This window comes from Pseudactinotalea sp., assembly GCF_048594945.1.
Taxonomy (GTDB): Bacteria; Actinomycetota; Actinomycetes; order Actinomycetales; family Beutenbergiaceae; genus Pseudactinotalea.
On sequence record NZ_JBMDXJ010000018.1, the window covers coordinates 1 to 17,412 of the forward strand.

Sequence of the window (17,412 nt, forward strand, 5' to 3'; positions counted from 1 at the left end):
GACGCCAGGCCGTGAGCCCGTAGGAGACCACGTCCATGAGCATGACGTCGATCAGCCCGGCCTCGGCGAGCTCGAGCAGCTGCGCCTCGTCCGGCTCGAACTCGCCGTCGGCGATCAGGGTGCTGCTGCCGGAGGACACCAGGTAGTCGCGCAGCACGCGCAAGCCCACCGCATCCTCCTGGAACGGTTCCTCGACCCAGAACAGGTCACAGTCAGCGACCTGCTGCAGGAACCGCACGGTCTGTTCCGGCGAGAAGCCGTTGTTCGCGTCCACGAGGATCCGCGCCTCCGGGTAGGCCTCGCGGACAGCGTGCGTCACCTCGATATCCCTGGCGAAGCCCGCTTCCGCCTCCATCCACCTGTTCCCGCGGCCGATCTTCAGCTTGAAGGCCCGGTAGCCCGCCGCCCAGTCGGCGGCGCAGTTCGCCAGCACGGCCTCGATGCCGCGCGGGGCATCCTCGGGATCGAGGTCGTCGAAGTAGATCGCACCTGAGTAGCAAGTGACCGACCGATCGCCGCTGCCTCCGAGCAGCTGGGCCACCGGGACGCCCTCGATCGTGGCCGCGAGGTCGTGCAGGGCGAAGTCCAGCGGCAGCGCCTCCGCAGCGGTGACACCGGTCGCAGGATCGAACACGTCGAGCAGCGGACGACCGATCACGGCCTCAGCGCCGGCGAGCGGCCCCTCGACCACGCCCCAGCCGTTGGCCCCCTGGTCGGTCACCACCCGCACGGCCGTGGTCTCGAACCCGGACCCGTGGCTGCCGAGCCGTGCGTTCCTTCCGACGACTCGCGGGTAGCGGGTGCGGACGGTGAGCGGCTCCACCTGGTGAATGCGGTGGTCGTCGAGCGATGACAAGCGATGCTCCGTTTCGTGAGGGTGATCAGGTCGATCCGAGGTCGCGGCTGAGAGCCGCCACGGTGTCGAGGACGGCGGTGACGATGCCCTCCTCCTTCTTCAGGATGCGGTCCACGGGACCGCCCACGCTGATCGAGGCGATGGGCGTCCCGCGGTGGTCGCGCACGGCTGCGGCGAGGCACCGAACCTCAGGTTCCAGCTCGCCGTCATCGATCGCGTAGCCACGCTCCGCCGTGGCATCGAGCTCGCGGCGCAGTGCGGGGAGACTGGTGATCGTCGACGGCGTGACAGGCTGCAGGTCGAGGTCGGCGATCGCCGCCTCGCGCTCGTCAGCCGGCAGCGCCGCGAGGTAGGCCTTGCCCAGTGCGGTCCCGTGCGCCGGACGGCGACTGCCGGGCTTCGCGGTCATCGTCACCGCATTCGGGCCGACCTCCTGCAGCACATACACGACCTCGCCATGGTCGAACGTGGCGAGGAACGCCGTCTCACGCACCTGCGAGACGAGCGAGGCGAGACGACCGGCCGCCAGCTCGAACAGGTCGACGCCGCCCAGGGCCTGCAGACCCAGACGGACAGCCGACCCACCCAGACGTACCCCACCGCCGTCGGAGGATTCCGACAGGAAGCCCCGATCCCGCAGCTGGGTGACCAGCCGGTAGGCGGCGCTCCGCGAGATGCCGAGCTCCCCGGCGATCTCGGCGACGCCGACCCGCCCCTGATCGGCGACGAACTCCAGAATGGTCAAACCGCGGGCAAGGGTTCCGGAGGTGGACTCGTCGGCAGCGGCGATGCGTGGGCTCATGTCCGACATCCTGTCGGATCCGACGGCGGCGAGCTCCGTCATCCCTTCAGGCCCGACCGCGAGACACCCGCGATGATGTACCGCTGCGACAGCGCGTAGATGATCAGCACCGGCACACTCGCCAGGACGGCGCCGGCCATCACGGCCGGGAAGTCGGTCCCGTAGGCGCTGCGGAGCGTGGCGAGACCGGCTGGGAGCGTCAGGTTCTCGGGGTTGAACAGCACGTACAGAGGCCAGAGGAAGTCGTTCCAACTCGTGAGGAACGAGAGCACCGCCAGTGTCGAGAGCGGAGCGAGCGAGAGCGGCACCACCACCCGGCGGAAGATCTGCCAGCGGTTCGCGCCGTCGAGAAATGCCGCCTCCTCCAGCTCCCGCGGCAGCGAGAGGAAGAACTGGCGAAGGAAGAAGACGCCGAACGCCGAAGCCGCGCCGGGGACGATCAGTGCCCACATGCTGTCGAGCCAGTCGAGGGCGTCGACGATCAGGTAGTTCGGCATGAGGAACACGAAGCCCGGCACGAACAGCGTGCTGACGATCAGCCCGAATGCGACGTTCTTGCCGCGGAACTGCATGCGGGCGAGCGCGTACGCGGCCAGCGCGGCGGTGAGGAGGACCAGCACCGTGTGGCCGATGCCCGCGATCAACGAGTTCGCCAGCCAGCGCAGCACGGGAACCTGCGGGTCGGTCAGCAGCGTCTCGTAACCGGCGGTCGACCATGTGGGCGGGATCCACTGGGGTGGCAGCGCGGTGGCATCACCGGCAGTCTTGAAGGAGGTGGAGATCATCCACAGGATCGGCGCGAAGAACGCGACGGACAGCAGCAGGAGCACGGCGTAGAACGGCACCTGTGCCCAGATTCGGCGCCTGCCGGGCGTGCGTGTCGAGACGGTCATGTCAGTCCCTCTCCTGAGCGCGGAACAGCAGGAAGTTGAGCGTGCTGACACCGATCAGCAGCAGCGCGAGGATGTAGCTCATCGCCGAGGCCTTGCCGATCCGGAACTGCTCGAACCCGGTCTGGGCGATGTACATGATCGCCGTGCGCGTCTCGTTGCTCGGCGCTCCGCCGGTGAGCATGTACGCCTGGCCGAACATGTTCGCCGAGGCGAGAATCGTGATCGTGATGACGAAGAGCAGCACGGGGCGCAGGCCGGGCAGCGTGACGTGCCAGAACTCGTGCCGCTTCCTGGCGCCGTCCACGCGCGCCGCTTCGTAGAGCGTCGTGTCGATGCCCTGCAGGCCGGCGAGGTACACCACCGCGTTGAAGCCGAGCGTCCACCACACCGTGACGCCCACGAGCGTGACCCACACCCACGGCGTGGCGGTCAACCACGGGATCGCCTCGGTGACGCCGAGGCGGGACAACTCGTAGTTGATCAGGCCCGCGTTGGCGTTGAGCAGGTACTGCCACAGCACGCCGATCACGCTGACGCCCAGCACGTACGGCGCGAAGTAGACCGCACGGAAGAAGGTCCGCCCGGGAAAGGTGCGGTTCAGCATCAGCGCCAGACCGAGCGGGATCACCACGAGGAACGGCACCGAGAACACCACGAACAGTCCGGTCGCCCGCATCGACTCCCAGAACTGCACGGCGATGAGCGCCGTCGGGTCGAACAGCTCGGCGTAGTTGCCGAGGCCGACCCACGGGCGCGACGGCAGGAAGAAGTCCCAGTTGTGCAGGCTGATCCAGATGCCGTAGGCGGCCGGAGCCAGCACGAAGACGCCGAAGATGAGCATGAACGGCGCGAGGAACAGGTACGGCGCGTACCGGCTCCCGTGCCGCGCAGAGCGCGACCGTGGCGCGGTGGCCGGTCGCTGCTCGGTTCGTTGGGGCGGTGGACTGGTGACGGCGGTCATGCGCGTGCCTCCGAGTACTTCTGCCGGTTCTCCTCGAGCAGGTAGGCGGCCTGGGCGGCAGCGTCGTCGAGGGCGTCCTGAGGGCTGGCGTGCCCCAGCAGCACGTCGCTGATCGCGGGGTAGAGGATGGTGGACTGGACCTCGAAGATGCCGGGCACCAGCGGGTAGAACCGCACATCTGGAAGGGCGTCGGCGACCGAGGACTGTGCCAGCAGGTCAGCGAACTCGGGGCTCTCGACGACGTCCTGGCGGGCCGGCACCGGCCCCGCACCCGCCCAGCCGAGAGAGTTGGCACTGATCCAGGACAGGAACGTGTAGGTCGCGGCCAGCCGGTCCGCGTCGAACGTGCGCTGACGCATGATCACGAACTGGTGGGATCCGGAGAAGGACGCCGCTCGATCGCCGATCCGCGGCAACGGCACCACGCCCCAATCGAGATCCTCGACCGAGTTGAGGTCGTTGATCAGCGCGCCGGGTCCGCCCCAGAGGAACGCGTTGAGGTTGTTCTTGAACGCCACGTTCGCGTCACCGCCGCTGACGTTGCGCTTGCTGTGGCCGGCGTTGATGCGGTCGAGCTGCCAGGTGAGCGCCTCGACGCCTTCGGGGCCGTTGAAGAGCGCTCGGCTGCCGGCCTCGTCGTAGAGCTCGCCGCCGAACTGCCACTGCAGGCTGTCGAACCCGCGGCCGACACCCTGCGGGTCCACGGCGGGGAGCCAGTGCCCGGCGATGCCCTGATCGGCCAGTGTGTCGAGCGCGGCCTCGTAACTCGTGCGGTCGCGTGGCGGCGACTCGGGGTCGAGGCCCGCGTCCGCGAGGACCCGCTTGTTGTAGAACAGGCTGTCTGGCCAGACGTCGAGCGGGATCGAGAACCGCTGATCCCCGACGATCCCCGAACGCCACACCGTGTCGGCGAACTGGTCCTGGGTGAGGCCGATCCGGTCGGCTACCTCGTCGAGCGGCACGATCACGCCGCGGGCGGCGTTGGTGGCCACGTGGAAGTTCTGCATCAGGCCGATGTCGGGGGCCAGTCCGCTCACGACCGCCGCCGGGAACTTCTGGTAGAAGGACGGCCACGGCATCGCGAACATCTGCACCGTGATGTTGGGGTGCGCCTGGCTGAACTCGAGCAACAGCTCACGCATGATCGCGCCGTCGCCGCCGGTGAGACCGTTCCAGAACTTCAGTGTCAGCGGCGGGCCGTCGTAGGCATCCTGCACCTCCGGCAGGTCCACCGCTGACAGGTCGGGGGCGCTGCACGCCCCGAGCGCCACGGCACCGAGCGCAGCCGCGCCCAGCCCGAGGAACCCACGCCGCGTCGGCGGCGGTTGAAGCTGTGTCATGTGACGACTCCCGTGTCGCAGCTCGTCCTGTCCCGTTGATCGGGACGCAACCCCGATTAATGAGACAGTACACGAGTCGCCGCCGCCGCGCACCCCTCGGTGGCACGTCATCTCCCCCACCTCCCGCGCCACCCGCCACCGCCCGCCGCGCGGGTCGCCCGGTCCCCGGGTCGACCCCGCGGGTCGCCCGATCGCTCGGCCCTCGGACCCTCGGGACAGCGTTTCCGTGCGATTCGCAGTCACCGATCGACTGCGAATCGCCCATGTCGGGCGCACGGGAACTGCGGGGGCGTGGGGCGTGGGGCGAGTTGTCCACAGGTACGGCCTGATGCACCGTTGTCCACAGCACCCCACCGCGCTCCCGGCGGGGCCGCGTGACACTGCGTCACAGTGCGGTCCATGGTGCACCCACACGACGCCCGCCAGCTGCGCGCGCTGCTGCAGCAACAGGATGGCGTCGTCGCCCGACGTCAGCTACTCGACCTCGGCCTCCAGGACCACGACATCCGGCGGCTGGTGCGGCGGCGCGAGCTCGCGGTGGCGCATCCCGGCGTGTACGTCCACCACACGGGACCACTGACCTACCGGCAGCGGCAGTGGGTCGCGATCCTCACGGCGTGGCCGGCGGCACTGACCGGGGCCGCCGCACTGCCGGAACTACGCGCGGCAACGATCGACCTGGTGATCACGCACGGACGAACGCTTCGGCTGCCGCCGGGCGTGCGGGCGCGTCGGCTGGTCGACACCGACGACGTCCAGTGGCACCGGTCTCCGCCGCGCGTGACTGACGAGCACGCGATCGTCGACGTCATGTCCGACTACATCGCGGCCGGTGATGTTCCGAGCGCCTACCATGCCCTCACGCGCGTGGCGCACGGGCGGCGGACCACCGCGCAGCACATCCTCGCCTCACTAGACAAGCGGACCCGGGTCCGTGGACGCGCCCTCATCCGGCAGCTGCTGCTCGACCTGCGCGACGGCGCCCACTCGGTTCTGGAGCGCCAGTACCTCCATGCGGTCGAGCGGGCACACGGCCTCCCGCGCGCGAGTCGCCAGGCCGTGTCCCGGGCCACTGGTCGCCGCACCGACTCCGACATCCGCTACGACCAGTTCAACCTCATCGTGGAGCTCGATGGCGCCGCGTTCCATCAGGGAGCGCGCCGTGACGACGACGCTGACCGCGACCTGGCGCACGTCGCGAGCAGCGAGACCGCCACCGTCCGCGTCACCCACGGACTCGTCTTCACCTACACGTGCCGCACGGCCGCCCGGATCGCTGCGATCCTGCAGCGGCGTGGATGGCGCGGCACCCCACGGCGCTGCCGTCACTGCCCACCCGCCACCCAACACGGGTGATTCGCTGCCACAGCGTGACCGCGAACCGACCGGAAACGCCTTCCGCGGGGACGGGCCCGGGAGCGGGCGAACCCGCGCGTCAGCGCGCCGCGAGCCAGCGGACGAGCGCGCGGGCGGTGAAGCCCGTGGGGCCCTTGGTGATCTCGTGGCGATCGCTGTCGGAGCGGCCGGGGCCGGCGATATCGAGGTGGGCCCATGGGACATCGCCGGCGAACCGCTGCAGGAACAGAGCCGCGGTGATCGACCCGCCGCCCACGTGAGCGTCGGTGGCGATGTGGCTGACGTCCGCGATCGGAGACTCGAGCGCGGCTCGGTACTCCTCCACCAGCGGCATGGGCCACAGCGGCTCCCCGGCTGCATCGCCGGCCGCCACCAGCCCGTCGCGAAGCTCCGGCGTGGTCGCGTACAGCGCGGCGTGGAGCTTGCCGAGGCCGAGCGCGGCGGCACCGGTCAGTGTGGCCACGTCCACCAGCACCGAGGGCGAGAACTGCTCCCGACCCCATGCCATCGCATCGGCGAGGACCATGCGCCCCTCGGCGTCGGTGTTGCCGATCTCGACCGTGGAGCCGTCGTACATCCGCACCACGTCGCCGGGGCGGTAAGCCGACCCGCTGAACGCGTTCTCCGCGAGCGGCAGCACCGCGACCATCGGCTGCTCCAGACGCAGCTCGGCGGCCGCCAGCACGACCGAGAGCACCACCGCAGCGCCCGACATGTCCGTCTTCATCGGCACCATCGCCTCGCGGGGCTTGATGCTGATGCCGCCGGTGTCGTAGGTGATGCCCTTGCCGACCAGCAGCACGGGCGCCGCGGTCGCGCCCACGGGCCGGTACTCCACCACCACGAGCCGGGGCGGCGTCGCCGACCCACGCCCCACGGCCGCGAGCCCACCCATGCCGGTGCGCTCGATCCAGGCCTCGTCGCGCACGGTCACGCGCAGCCCGGCGCGCGAGCCGCCCGACTCCTTCGCGAGCACCTGCGCCTGCTCCGCGAGCCACGCCGGGTTCTTGATGTTCGACGGCGTCGCGGCCAGCAGGCGGGCTCGGCACGTCGCTCGGGCACTCACCTCCGCGGTCTCGACCGCCTCGGCAGCAACCGAACCGACGAGCACCACCTCACCGACCGCGTCCTTCGGCGCGTCTCCGACGCCCCGGAACGGCGGGCGGTAGGAGGCGAGCAGCAACCCCTCGAGCAGTGGCTCCGCACCTTCGGCGTAGTCACCGAGATCGATCACCAGCCGCTCGCGCCCGGCGGCAGCACGTGCCAGTGCCGCACCGGTGCGTCGCAGCGCGGTGGAGCCGCCGTCGCCTGCCCCGGCGAGCAGCACCCGCGTGGGCAGACCTGCCCACGGTGCTTCGCCGTCGAGCAAGGAGGGCAACGACAGCCGGGTGATCTCCGCGGCCGAACCCGCGGCGCCCTCGTGCGCCGCGAAGGCGGCGAGGTCGACACCCAGCAGGGCGTCCAGACCCGTGGGGACGGCCAGCCCGTCCTCACCGGAGGAGACCAGCAGGGCGACGGCGTCAGCGCCGTCGAGGATGTCCCGGGACACCGGCCCCCGGGCGTGGCTGAGCCGCGGAGCGGGCTCCGCGACCATCAGTTGCCGACGGCGCTGAGAGCCTCGCTGAGCTCGGAGGCCTCGGTGGCGTTGAGCTCGACGACGAGCCGGCCACCGCCCTCGAGCGGTTCGCGCATGATGATGCCCCGACCCTCCTTGGTGACCTCGAGCGGTCCGTCACCGGTCCTGGGCTTCATGGCGGCCATGGGCGGTCTCCCCTGTTGTTCTCGGGTGGTTCTCGCCGATTCGGTCGACTGACCGCCCGGCAGCAGGCTCGGACCATTCTATGCCAGGTCGGACCCCGATCGGGTCGGCCGGCTCGATCGGTCGCGCGTACGGGGGCTCGAACGAGAGGTCGATGCGACCGCGGGAGGCCGCCACAGCCACGATCAGCACCACCGCAGCGAGGCACGCGAACGCCCAGGTCACCCAGCTCATCAGGGCCGCTCAGGTGCCGTTGTGCGCGGCGGCAGCCGCCTCGACCTCGGCGCGCGCCGCCTCCTCCGAGGCGTGCAGGTCTCGCACTCCCTCGACCACGAGCCGCACGGCCTCGTCGGGGTCGTCGGTCAGCTTGATCAGGTCCAGGTCGGGCGGCGAGATCGCCCCTCGCGCGAGCACGGAGTCCCGCAGCCAGTCGAGCAGGCCGCTCCAGTAGTCGACTCCCACCAGCACCACGGGGAACCGGCGCACCTTGCTGGTCTGCACGAGCGTGAGCGCCTCGAACAGCTCGTCGAACGTACCGAACCCGCCCGGCAGCACCACGAATCCGTTGGCGTACTTGACGAACATCGTCTTGCGAGCGAAGAAGTAGCGGAAGTTCACGCCGAGGTCCACGTACTGGTTCATGCCCTGCTCGAAGGGCAGCTCGATGCCGAGCCCGACCGACGTGCCACCTGCCTCGTGCGCGCCCTTGTTGGCGGCCTCCATCACCCCCGGGCCGCCGCCGGTGATGACGGCGAAGCCTGCCGTGACCAGACCGGCCGCCACCCGTTCACCGAGCGCGTACTCGGCCTCACCCTCCTTGAACCGCGCCGAGCCGAACACGCTGATCGCCGGTCCGAGCTCCGCGAGCGCGCCGAAGCCTTCGACGAACTCCGCCTGGATCCGCATCACGCGCCAGGGGTCGCTGTGCACCCACTCGGCGTTGTCCGAGTCGCTGAGCAGCCGCTCGTCGGTGGTGGTGTCGGGGATCTGGGCGCCGCGCAGTTGCACGGGACCCTTGCGGTGCTCGCGGGAGGGTTGACTCATCAGGTGCTCTCCTCGGTGGTGGGGCTCAGCCAGGCGCCGAGCGCCGCGGCTGCGGCCGTGATCTGGTCGGTGGGAACGCGTTCGTCGTCGGCGTGGGCGAGGTTGGGGTCGCCGGGTCCGAAGTTGACGGCGGGGATTCCCAGGGCGCTGAAACGCGCCACGTCGGTCCATCCGTACTTGGGTCGCGGTGCACCGCCGGTCACGGCGCTGACCGCGGCTACGAAGTCCTGCGCGACCGGGTGCTCGAGGCCGGGTCGGGCTGCGGGCGCGGCGTCCGTGAGCGTGACCTCGTACCCGGGCAGCACCTCTCGCACGTGCGCGAATGCCTGATCCGGCGTCTTGTCCGGCGCGAACCGGTAGTTGACGGTCACAGTGCACTCGGGCGGGATCATGTTGCCGGCCACGCCCCCGGTGATGCCGACGGCGTTGAGCCCCTCGCGGTAGACCAGACCCTCGACCTCGATCTCCGCCGGCTCGTACGCTGCGAGCCGGGCAAGCACGTCGGCGGCGTCGTGGATCGCGTTCTGTCCCATCCAGGCGCGCGCCGAGTGCGCAGTCCGCCCGGTCAACCGCACCTCGGCCCGGAGCGTCCCGTTGCAGCCGCCCTCGATGTTGCCGTTGCTCGGTTCGCCGAGCACCGCGAAGTCCGCCTCGAGCCAGTCGGGGTGATGGCGAGCCACCCTGCCCAGGCCGTTGCGGTCGCCGTCGACCTCTTCGTTGTCGTAGAAGACCCAGGTGACGTCCTTGGCCGGCTCGGTGAGCCGGGCGGCCAGATGGAGGGCGACGGCGACGCCCCCTTTCATGTCGACGGTCCCCCGCCCCCAGAGCTCACCTGACTCATTCCGACGGCGGGTGGGCAGGTTGTCGCGGATCGGCACCGTGTCGAGGTGGCCGGCGACGACGACGCGGGCGTCGCGGCCGAGGCGCGTGCGGGCGATCACGGCATCACCGTCGCGGAGCACCTCGAGGTGCGCGAAGCCGCTGAGCGCCGCCTCCACCGCGTCCGCGAGCACTGCCTCGTCACCGGAGACGCTCGGGATGTCGCACACCGCCTGGGTCAGCGTGACCACATCGGTGCTCGCGAGATCGGGAAGGCTGGGCGTCGAGCTCACATGGCGACACTACCGGCGGGAAGGAGCACCGCCGTCGCGCAGTCAGCCGCGCTTGTCGTGGAGCACGCGCGCGGCCTCGGCGATCGAGCCGGACAGGGACGGGTACACGGTGAACGCGTTGGCGACCTGGTCGACCGTGAGCCGGTTCGCGATCGCGAGGGTGATGGGGTGGATCAGCTCGCTGGCGCGCGGCGCGACCACCACGCCGCCCATCACAAGCCCACTCGCGCGGTGACTGAACAGCTTGACGAAGCCCTCGCTGATGCCGAGCATCTTCGCGCGCGGGTTGCGCGCCAGCGGCAGCATCGTGACGGCGCCGCGCACCTTGCCCGTGGTGATGTCGCTCTCGGGGATGCCCACGGTGGCGATCTCGGGCGCGGTGAAGATGTTCGCCGAGACCTGCGCGAGGTCGAGCGGTGAGACGGCGTCGCCGAGCGAGTGCCACATCGCGATCCGCCCCTGCATCGCCGCCACGGAGGCGAGCGCGAGCACACCGGTGCAGTCGCCGGCCGCGTAGACGCCGCGGGCCGTGGTCCGCGAGACCCGGTCGACGGCGATGTGCCCCGACCCCGTGAGGCGCACCCCTGCGCCGTCGAGCTCCAGATTCTCGGTGTTGGGAACCCCGCCCACGGCGAGCAGGCAGTGCGAGCCCTCCACCACGCGGCCGTCGGCGAGCTCGACGAGGACGCGATCGCCGTCGCGGGACACCCCTGCGGCGCGGGACCGCGAGAGGACCTCCATGCCCCGGCGCCGGAACACGCCCTCGATCAGCTCGGCGGCGTCGGCGTCCTCGTTCGGGAGCACGCGATCGCGGGAGGAGACCAGCGTGACCTGGGCGCCGAGGGCACGGTAGGCGCCGGCGAACTCGGCTCCGGTCACCCCCGACCCGACCACCACGAGGTGCTCGGGGACCTCGGTGAGTTCGTAGAGCTGGGTCCAGGTGAGGATGCGCTCGCCATCGGGCTCCGCGCCCTCAAGCACCCGCGGGCGGGCGCCGGTGGCGATGAGGATGATGTCGGCAGTCAGGCGCTGGTCGCCGTGCTTGGTGGTGGCGACCACGCATGCCGGCCCGTCGAGGCGGCCGGTCCCGTCGACGATCGCGACGCCCTCACGCTCGAGTCGGGTCCGGATGTCGCGTGATTGGGCGGCCGCGAGCTCGAGGACGCGCTGGTCGACCTTGTGGAAGTCGACCTCCACACCGCCGTCGTCGTCCCCCGAGGGGAGGATTCCCAGGCTCGGCGCGCTCTCCGTGGTCGTCATGAACTCGGCTGTGGCGATCAGCGTCTTCGACGGGACCACGTCGGTGAGCACGGCCGAGCCGCCGAGACCCTTGTCTTCGACGATCGTCACATCGGCGCCGAGCTGGCGCGCGACGAGGGCAGCCTCGTACCCGCCGGGGCCGCCTCCGACGATCACCACGCGCGACCCCTCGCGCGTGCTGGAGGGGCCGGCCGTCGTGGGACCGGGGGTGTCCGGATCTGGCTGAGAAGGTGCTGCCGCGGTTGTCACGTTTCCCCATTGTGCCGGTAGTAGGTTCCGTGCATGACCTCCTCTGCTGTCCCGGATATCGACGACCCCGCGAGCGATCCGGCGGAGGTGGCCGCCGTCGCGGCTGACCGGGTGCGTGAGCTGACCGGGGTGGCGAGCTTCGACGTCGCCCTCGTGCTGGGTTCGGGCTGGGGCGGCGCAGCGGCTCACCTCGGTGAGCAGATCGGTGAGGTGCCTGCCGACGGCGTCCCGGGGCTCTCCGCGTCGGGCGTGCCTGGTCATTCGGGCACGTTGCGCGCGATTCGCTACGCCGATGCCGCCGGCGAGGCGCGGCACGCGCTCGTGCTCGGCGCTCGCACCCACTACTACGAGGGCAAGGGCGTGCGGCGGGTGGCGCACGGGGTGCGCGTGGCCGCGACCGCCGGTGCCTCGGTGGTGGTGCTGACGAACGGGTGCGGCGGGCTGCGGCCCGAGTGGCTGCCGGGCACTCCGGTTCTCATCAACGATCACATCAACCTGACCGCGGACTCCCCGATCGAGGGCGCGACGTTCGTGGATCTCACGGATCTGTACTCGAGCCGGCTGCGCGCAGTGGCACGCGAGGTGGACGCCTCACTCGACGAGGGCGTGTACGTGCAGTTCCGGGGCCCCCACTACGAGACGCCGGCCGAGGTGCAGATGGCCAAGCGTATCGGTGGCGACCTGGTGGGCATGTCGACCGCGCTCGAGGCGATCGCCGCGCGGCAGGCCGGTCTGGAGGTGCTCGGCCTCTCGCTGGTGACCAACCTGGCCGCAGGTATCTCGGACGCGCCGCTCTCACACGCCGAGGTGATCGGGGCCGGACAGGCAGCCGGCCCTCGCATCGGTGCTCTGCTCGCCGAGATCGTGCGGCGGATCGGCTGATGTCCGCGCTCACGCAGGAAGCCCGGGCGTGGGCGGCCGACGACCCGGACGAGGTCACGACGGCCGAGCTGCTGGCGGCCGTGGAGCGTGTCGAGGCCGGCGACGACGAGGCCGCGGCCGATCTGGCCGACCGGTTCTCCGGGATGCTGCAGTTCGGGACCGCGGGGCTGCGCGGTGCGATCGGAGCCGGGCCGATGCGGATGAACCGCGCCGTGGTGATCCGCGCGGCAGCTGGGCTGTCGACCTTCCTGCACGAGCGGCTCGGGGAGGCGCCGCTGGTGGTGATCGGCTTCGACGCCCGGCACGGCAGCACCCAGTTCGCGCAGGACACTGCCGATGTGGTGGCCGCAGCGGGTGGCCGCGCGTTGCTGCTGCCGCAGGCGTGGCCCACACCGGTGCTGGCCTTTGCGGTGCGTCACCTGGGCGCCGACGCCGGCGTGATGGTGACCGCCTCCCACAACCCGCCGCAGGACAACGGGTACAAGGTGTACCTCGGTGGCCGGGTCGTCACCGACGCCGGCCGCGGCGCTCAGATCGTGCCGCCCTACGACGTGGAGATCGCTGCGGCGATCGAACGCGTGGGCGCGGTCGCGGACGTGCCCAGGTCCACCGACGATGCCGCGCGGACCGGCGGCAGCCAGGAGGTGCTGAGCAGCACGATCCTCGACGACTACGTCACCCGGGCGTTGCGGGTGGCACCGGACGGCTGCGCGACCGACCTCACGGTGGTGCTGACGCCGCTGCACGGTGTGGGCGGGGCACTGGTGGAGCGGGTGCTGCGTGAAGCCGGGTTCGAGGACGTGACGGTGGTGGCCGAGCAGGCCGAGCCGGACCCCGAGTTCCCGACCGTGGCCTTCCCGAACCCGGAAGAGCCGGGCGCGTTGGACCTTGCCTACGCGACCGCGGCGCGGGTAGGGGCTGACCTCATCATCGCCAACGACCCCGACGCCGACAGGTGCTCGATCGCGATGCCGGACCCGACCGCCCCGACCGGCTGGCGCCAGCTCACCGGAGACGAGGTGGGGTCGCTGCTGGGCGAGCGGATCGCCTCAGCCTCGGCGGGAGCCGGAGCCACGCTCGCATCGTCGATCGTCTCCTCACGCCTGCTCGCGGCGATCGCGACGGCACACGGGCTCGAGTACCGGGCCACGCTGACGGGCTTCAAATGGATCGCTCGCGTGCCCGGACTCGACTTCGGGTACGAAGAGGCGATCGGCTACTGCGTGGACCCCGGTGGTGTCCGCGACAAGGACGGCGTCACCGCCGCGCTGCTGCTCGCCGTCCACGCCGCCCAGCTCGCCTCGATCGGACGCACGCTCGCCGACGCCCTCGACGACATCGCGCGCAGCTACGGCGTCTACGCCACCGGCCAGCTCTCGGTGCGTGTGTCGGACCTGTCGCTGATCGGAGCCGCCATGGACCGGCTACGAAACGCGCCGCCGACCACCCTGGCGGGCTCCGCCGTCGAGAAGGTCGTCGATCTGGCGACCGGCAGCGAGGAGCTGCCGCCGACCGACGGGCTGTTGTACGAGACCGCTGATCGGAGCCGGGTGATCGTGCGACCCTCGGGGACCGAGCCGAAGCTGAAGTGCTACCTCGAGGCGATCGTCGACGTGGAACACGATGCCGACGGAGCCCGCCTCGCCGAGGTGCGCGCCCAGGCTGCCGAGCGGCTCGCGGCGCTGCGAACCGACATCGCGGCGGCGGCGGGGGTCTGACACACGTCGGCCCGCATCGCGGAGGGATGCCGGAGTCCGCGAGGGCAAGAGCAATCGAGCGCCACGACACTAGACTCGGCGCATGAGCACAACGGCGTCAGCGGGGACCGTGACCCGACCGTGGGACCGGAGCGCTGCACAGGTGGCGGCGGACGCTGCGACTCTGGTCGGGTCCGCGGAAATCAGCAACGCCACGCTGCGGCGGTACCTGTTCGGACTGCTTGGCGTGGACGAGGTCGGTGCCAAGGGGCGGGCCGACCAGCTCGGCACCCGGTCGATCAAGACGACGTCGAAGGCGTGGGCCCTCGAGGCGGTGATCTCGATGATCGACCTCACCACGCTCGAGGGCGCCGACACCCCCGGCAAGGTGCGCTCGCTCGTCGCCAAAGCACGCACCCCCGAACCCGGCGACGCCAGCTGTCCGCGACCGGCCGCCGTCTGCGTCTACAACGACATGGTGGGGGTCGCCGCCGCGGCGGCGAAGGGGTCCGGGATCCACGTCGCCGCGGTCTCCACCGCGTTCCCCTCCGGGCGAGCGTCCCTCGCCGTGCGGCTCGCCGACACCGAGGATGCGGTCGCCGCCGGAGCGGACGAGATCGACATGGTGATCGACCGCGGCGCGTTCCTCTCGGGTGACTACCTCAAGGTGTACGAGGACATCGTGGCGGTACGGGAGGTGTGCCAGCGGGGCAAGCGGCCCGCGCATCTCAAGGTGATCCTCGAGACCGGAGAGCTCGTCACCTTCGACAACGTGAGGCGTGCCTCGTGGCTCGCGATGCTCGCAGGCGCCGACTTCATCAAGACCTCGACCGGCAAGGTGCAGCCTGCGGCGACGCTACCGGTGACGATCGTGATGCTCGAGGCGGTACGGGACTTCCTCGCTGCCACCGGTGTGCAGGTGGGCGTGAAGCCCGCGGGCGGGATCCGCACCAGCAAGGACGCCATCAAGTTCCTGGTCGCCGTGAACGAGGTCGCCGGTGAACGCTGGCTCGACCCCGACTTCTTCCGGTTCGGCGCCTCCACGCTCCTCAACGACGTGCTGCTGCAGCGGCAGAAGCTCGCCAGCGGCGTGTACTCCGGTCCCGACTACGTGACGATCGACTGAGAGCTGAAGGCATCATGAGCGCATTTGAGTACGCACCGGCACCCGAGTCGAGGGCCGTCGTCGACATCGCCTCCTCCTACGGGCTCTTCATCAACGGTGAGTTCACCGACGGCTCCGGCGGGTCGCTGAAGACCATCAACCCCGCCACGGAAGAGACGCTGGCCGACACCGCAGTCGCTGACGAGAGCGACGTCGACAGGGCGGTCAGGGCCGCCCGCCGCGCCCACGAGAACGTCTGGGGGCCGATGACCGGCGCCGAGCGCGCGAAGTACCTCTACCGGATCGCGCGACTGCTCGCCGAGCGGTCACGTGAGTTCGCCGTGCTGGAGACGCTCGACAACGGCAAGCCGATCCGCGAGTCACGCGATGTGGACGTGCCGCTCGCGTCCGCCTGGTTCTTCTACTACGCCGGCTGGGCCGACAAGCTCGACCACGCCGGCTTCGGCGTGAACCCGCAGCCGCACGGAGTGGTGGGCCAGGTGATCCCGTGGAACTTCCCGCTGCTGATGCTGTCGTGGAAGATCGCGCCCGCGCTCGCCGCCGGCAACACGGTGGTGCTCAAGCCCGCCGAGACCACTCCGCTGACCGCGTTGTTGTTCGCGGAGCTCGTGCAGCAGGCAGACCTGCCTGCCGGTGTGGTCAACATCGTGACGGGCGCAGGCGAGACCGGCTCCGCCGTCGTCGGACATCCCGATGTCGACAAGGTCGCCTTCACCGGTTCGACGGCGGTGGGCAAGGCGATCGCGAAGCAGATCGCGGGCACCCGCAAGCACGCCACCCTCGAGCTGGGCGGCAAGGCCGCGAACATCGTGTTCGCCGACGCCCCCATCGACCAGGCAGTCGAAGGCATCGTCAACGGCATCTTCTTCAACCAGGGTCAGGTGTGCTGCGCCGGATCCCGCGTGCTGGTCGAGGAGTCGATGCACGACGAGCTGATCGTCCGGTTGAAGGCACGCCTCGGCACCCTTCGACTGGGCGACCCGATGGATAAGAACACCGACATCGGTGCCATCAACTCGGCACGTCAGCTGCAGCGCATCAGCGACCTCAGCGATGCGGGTGAAGCTGAAGGCGCGGTGCGCTGGAGTGCGGACTGCGCGATCCCGGAGAATGGGTTCTGGTTCCCGCCGACCGTGTTCACGCAGGTCAGCGCCGCGCACCGGATCGCGCGTGAAGAGATCTTCGGGCCGGTACTGAGCGTGCTGACGTTCCGTACGCCAGCGGAGGCGGTCGCGAAGGCGAACAACACCCCGTACGGACTGAGCGCCGGCATCTGGACCGACAAGGGCTCCCGGATCCTGTGGATGGCCGACCGGCTGCGCGCCGGCGTGGTGTGGGCCAACACCTTCAACAAGTTCGACCCGACCAGCCCCTTCGGTGGCTACAAGGAGTCCGGTTACGGCCGTGAGGGCGGCCGCCACGGGCTGGGTCCGTACCTCGTTGAAGGGAGTGGGCGATGAGCACCCGCGTGGATGTCCGCAAGACCTACAAGCTCTACGTCGGCGGGAAGTTCCCCCGATCGGAGTCCGGGCGCACCTACGAGGTGACGTCCTCGCGCGGCGTGTTCCTCGCGAACGCGGCGCAGGCGTCCCGCAAGGATGCCCGCGACGCCGTCCGGGCGGCTCGGTCGGCCCAGCCCGGTTGGGCCGGGGCGACGGCGTACAACCGCGGGCAGGTGCTCTATCGCGTCGCTGAGCTGCTTGAGGGGCGGCGGGCGCAGTTCGTCGCCGATGTGCGCGCCGGCGAAGGGCTGACGGAGGCGCGGGCCGAGGCTGCCGTGAGCGCTGCGATCGACCGATGGGTCTGGTACGCCGGGTGGGCCGACAAGGTGGCGCAGGTCGCGGGCAACGCGAACCCGGTCGCCGGCCCGTACTTCAACCTGTCGGCGCCCGAGCCCACCGGGGTCGTGGGAGTCCTCGCGCCGCAGGACTCCTCGCTGCTCGGCCTGGTCTCCGTGCTCGCCGCGCCGCTGGTCACCGGCAACACCGTGGTCCTGGTCAGCAGCCACGACCGCCCGCTGCCGGCGGTGACGCTGTCCGAGGTGCTCGCCACGTCCGACGTCCCGGGCGGTGTCG

The 17,412-nt window shown here is 70.6% G+C and carries 16 protein-coding genes; 6 read left to right on the plus strand and 10 right to left on the minus strand.

Annotated features, from left to right (window positions below; translation table 11 throughout):
- The 5 genes from ACOJSN_RS00830 to ACOJSN_RS00850 all read right to left on the minus strand — a co-directional run.
- Positions 1-856, minus strand: an 856-nt coding sequence (locus tag ACOJSN_RS00830; RefSeq protein WP_420110612.1) for an enolase C-terminal domain-like protein, incomplete at its 3' end; no start/stop codon positions are given.
- A gap of 25 nt (positions 857-881) precedes the next feature.
- Complete coding sequence (locus ACOJSN_RS00835; protein ID WP_420110613.1) at positions 882-1,658, minus strand: IclR family transcriptional regulator; 777 nt, start codon at positions 1,656-1,658, stop codon at positions 882-884.
- Positions 1,659-1,696: 38 nt separating this feature from the next.
- A complete protein-coding gene (locus ACOJSN_RS00840) occupies positions 1,697-2,551 on the minus strand; it encodes a carbohydrate ABC transporter permease (RefSeq protein WP_420110614.1) in 855 nt (284 codons plus the stop codon).
- A 1-nt stretch (position 2,552) separates the two neighbouring features.
- A complete protein-coding gene (locus tag ACOJSN_RS00845; protein ID WP_420110615.1) occupies positions 2,553-3,512 on the minus strand; it encodes a carbohydrate ABC transporter permease in 960 nt (319 codons plus the stop codon).
- Positions 3,509-4,852 (minus strand): ABC transporter substrate-binding protein, encoded by a 1,344-nt coding sequence (locus ACOJSN_RS00850; RefSeq protein WP_420110616.1) that lies wholly within the window; start codon positions 4,850-4,852, stop codon positions 3,509-3,511. Before ACOJSN_RS00850 ends, ACOJSN_RS00845 begins: the two co-directional genes overlap by 4 nt.
- Positions 4,853-5,251: 399 nt before the next feature.
- Between ACOJSN_RS00850 and ACOJSN_RS00855 the strand changes: the two genes are divergently transcribed.
- A complete protein-coding gene (locus ACOJSN_RS00855; RefSeq protein ID WP_420110617.1) occupies positions 5,252-6,208 on the plus strand; it encodes a type IV toxin-antitoxin system AbiEi family antitoxin domain-containing protein in 957 nt (318 codons plus the stop codon).
- Positions 6,209-6,287: 79 nt separating this feature from the next.
- On the opposite strand, the gene ACOJSN_RS00860 is transcribed toward ACOJSN_RS00855, so the two are convergent.
- From ACOJSN_RS00860 to ACOJSN_RS00880, 5 genes are all read right to left on the minus strand, one after another.
- Entirely contained in the window at positions 6,288-7,757 is a 1,470-nt protein-coding gene (locus tag ACOJSN_RS00860; RefSeq protein ID WP_420110618.1) for a leucyl aminopeptidase family protein, read from the minus strand.
- 44 nt (positions 7,758-7,801) lie between these two features.
- Entirely contained in the window at positions 7,802-7,969 is a 168-nt protein-coding gene (locus tag ACOJSN_RS00865; protein WP_420110619.1) for a DUF3117 domain-containing protein, read from the minus strand.
- Positions 7,970-8,210: 241 nt separating this feature from the next.
- A complete protein-coding gene (locus tag ACOJSN_RS00870; RefSeq protein WP_420110620.1) occupies positions 8,211-9,011 on the minus strand; it encodes a TIGR00730 family Rossman fold protein in 801 nt (266 codons plus the stop codon).
- Positions 9,011-10,123, minus strand: a complete 1,113-nt coding sequence (gene dapE / locus ACOJSN_RS00875; RefSeq protein WP_420110621.1) for a succinyl-diaminopimelate desuccinylase — start codon at positions 10,121-10,123, stop codon at positions 9,011-9,013. The genes ACOJSN_RS00870 and dapE overlap by 1 nt, the downstream gene beginning before the upstream one ends.
- Positions 10,124-10,165: 42 nt before the next feature.
- Entirely contained in the window at positions 10,166-11,632 is a 1,467-nt protein-coding gene (locus tag ACOJSN_RS00880; RefSeq protein WP_420110622.1) for an NAD(P)H-quinone dehydrogenase, read from the minus strand.
- Positions 11,633-11,665: 33 nt separating this feature from the next.
- Here ACOJSN_RS00880 and ACOJSN_RS00885 point away from each other — a divergent pair, with 33 nt between their 5' ends.
- The 5 genes from ACOJSN_RS00885 to ACOJSN_RS00905 all read left to right on the plus strand — a co-directional run.
- Positions 11,666-12,514 carry a purine-nucleoside phosphorylase gene (locus ACOJSN_RS00885; RefSeq protein ID WP_420110623.1) on the plus strand — a complete coding sequence of 283 codons (849 nt, stop codon included), beginning with the start codon at positions 11,666-11,668 and terminating at the stop codon, positions 12,512-12,514.
- Entirely contained in the window at positions 12,514-14,232 is a 1,719-nt protein-coding gene (locus ACOJSN_RS00890; protein ID WP_420110624.1) for a phospho-sugar mutase, read from the plus strand. Before ACOJSN_RS00885 ends, ACOJSN_RS00890 begins: the two co-directional genes overlap by 1 nt.
- Positions 14,233-14,314: 82 nt before the next feature.
- Positions 14,315-15,337 (plus strand): deoxyribose-phosphate aldolase, encoded by a 1,023-nt coding sequence (gene deoC / locus ACOJSN_RS00895; protein ID WP_420110625.1) that lies wholly within the window; start codon positions 14,315-14,317, stop codon positions 15,335-15,337.
- Positions 15,338-15,351: 14 nt separating this feature from the next.
- Positions 15,352-16,797 carry an aldehyde dehydrogenase family protein gene (locus tag ACOJSN_RS00900; protein WP_420110626.1) on the plus strand — a complete coding sequence of 482 codons (1,446 nt, stop codon included), beginning with the start codon at positions 15,352-15,354 and terminating at the stop codon, positions 16,795-16,797.
- Positions 16,794-17,412, plus strand: a 619-nt coding sequence (locus tag ACOJSN_RS00905) for an aldehyde dehydrogenase family protein (RefSeq protein WP_420110627.1), incomplete at its 3' end; no start/stop codon positions are given. The genes ACOJSN_RS00900 and ACOJSN_RS00905, both read left to right, overlap by 4 nt.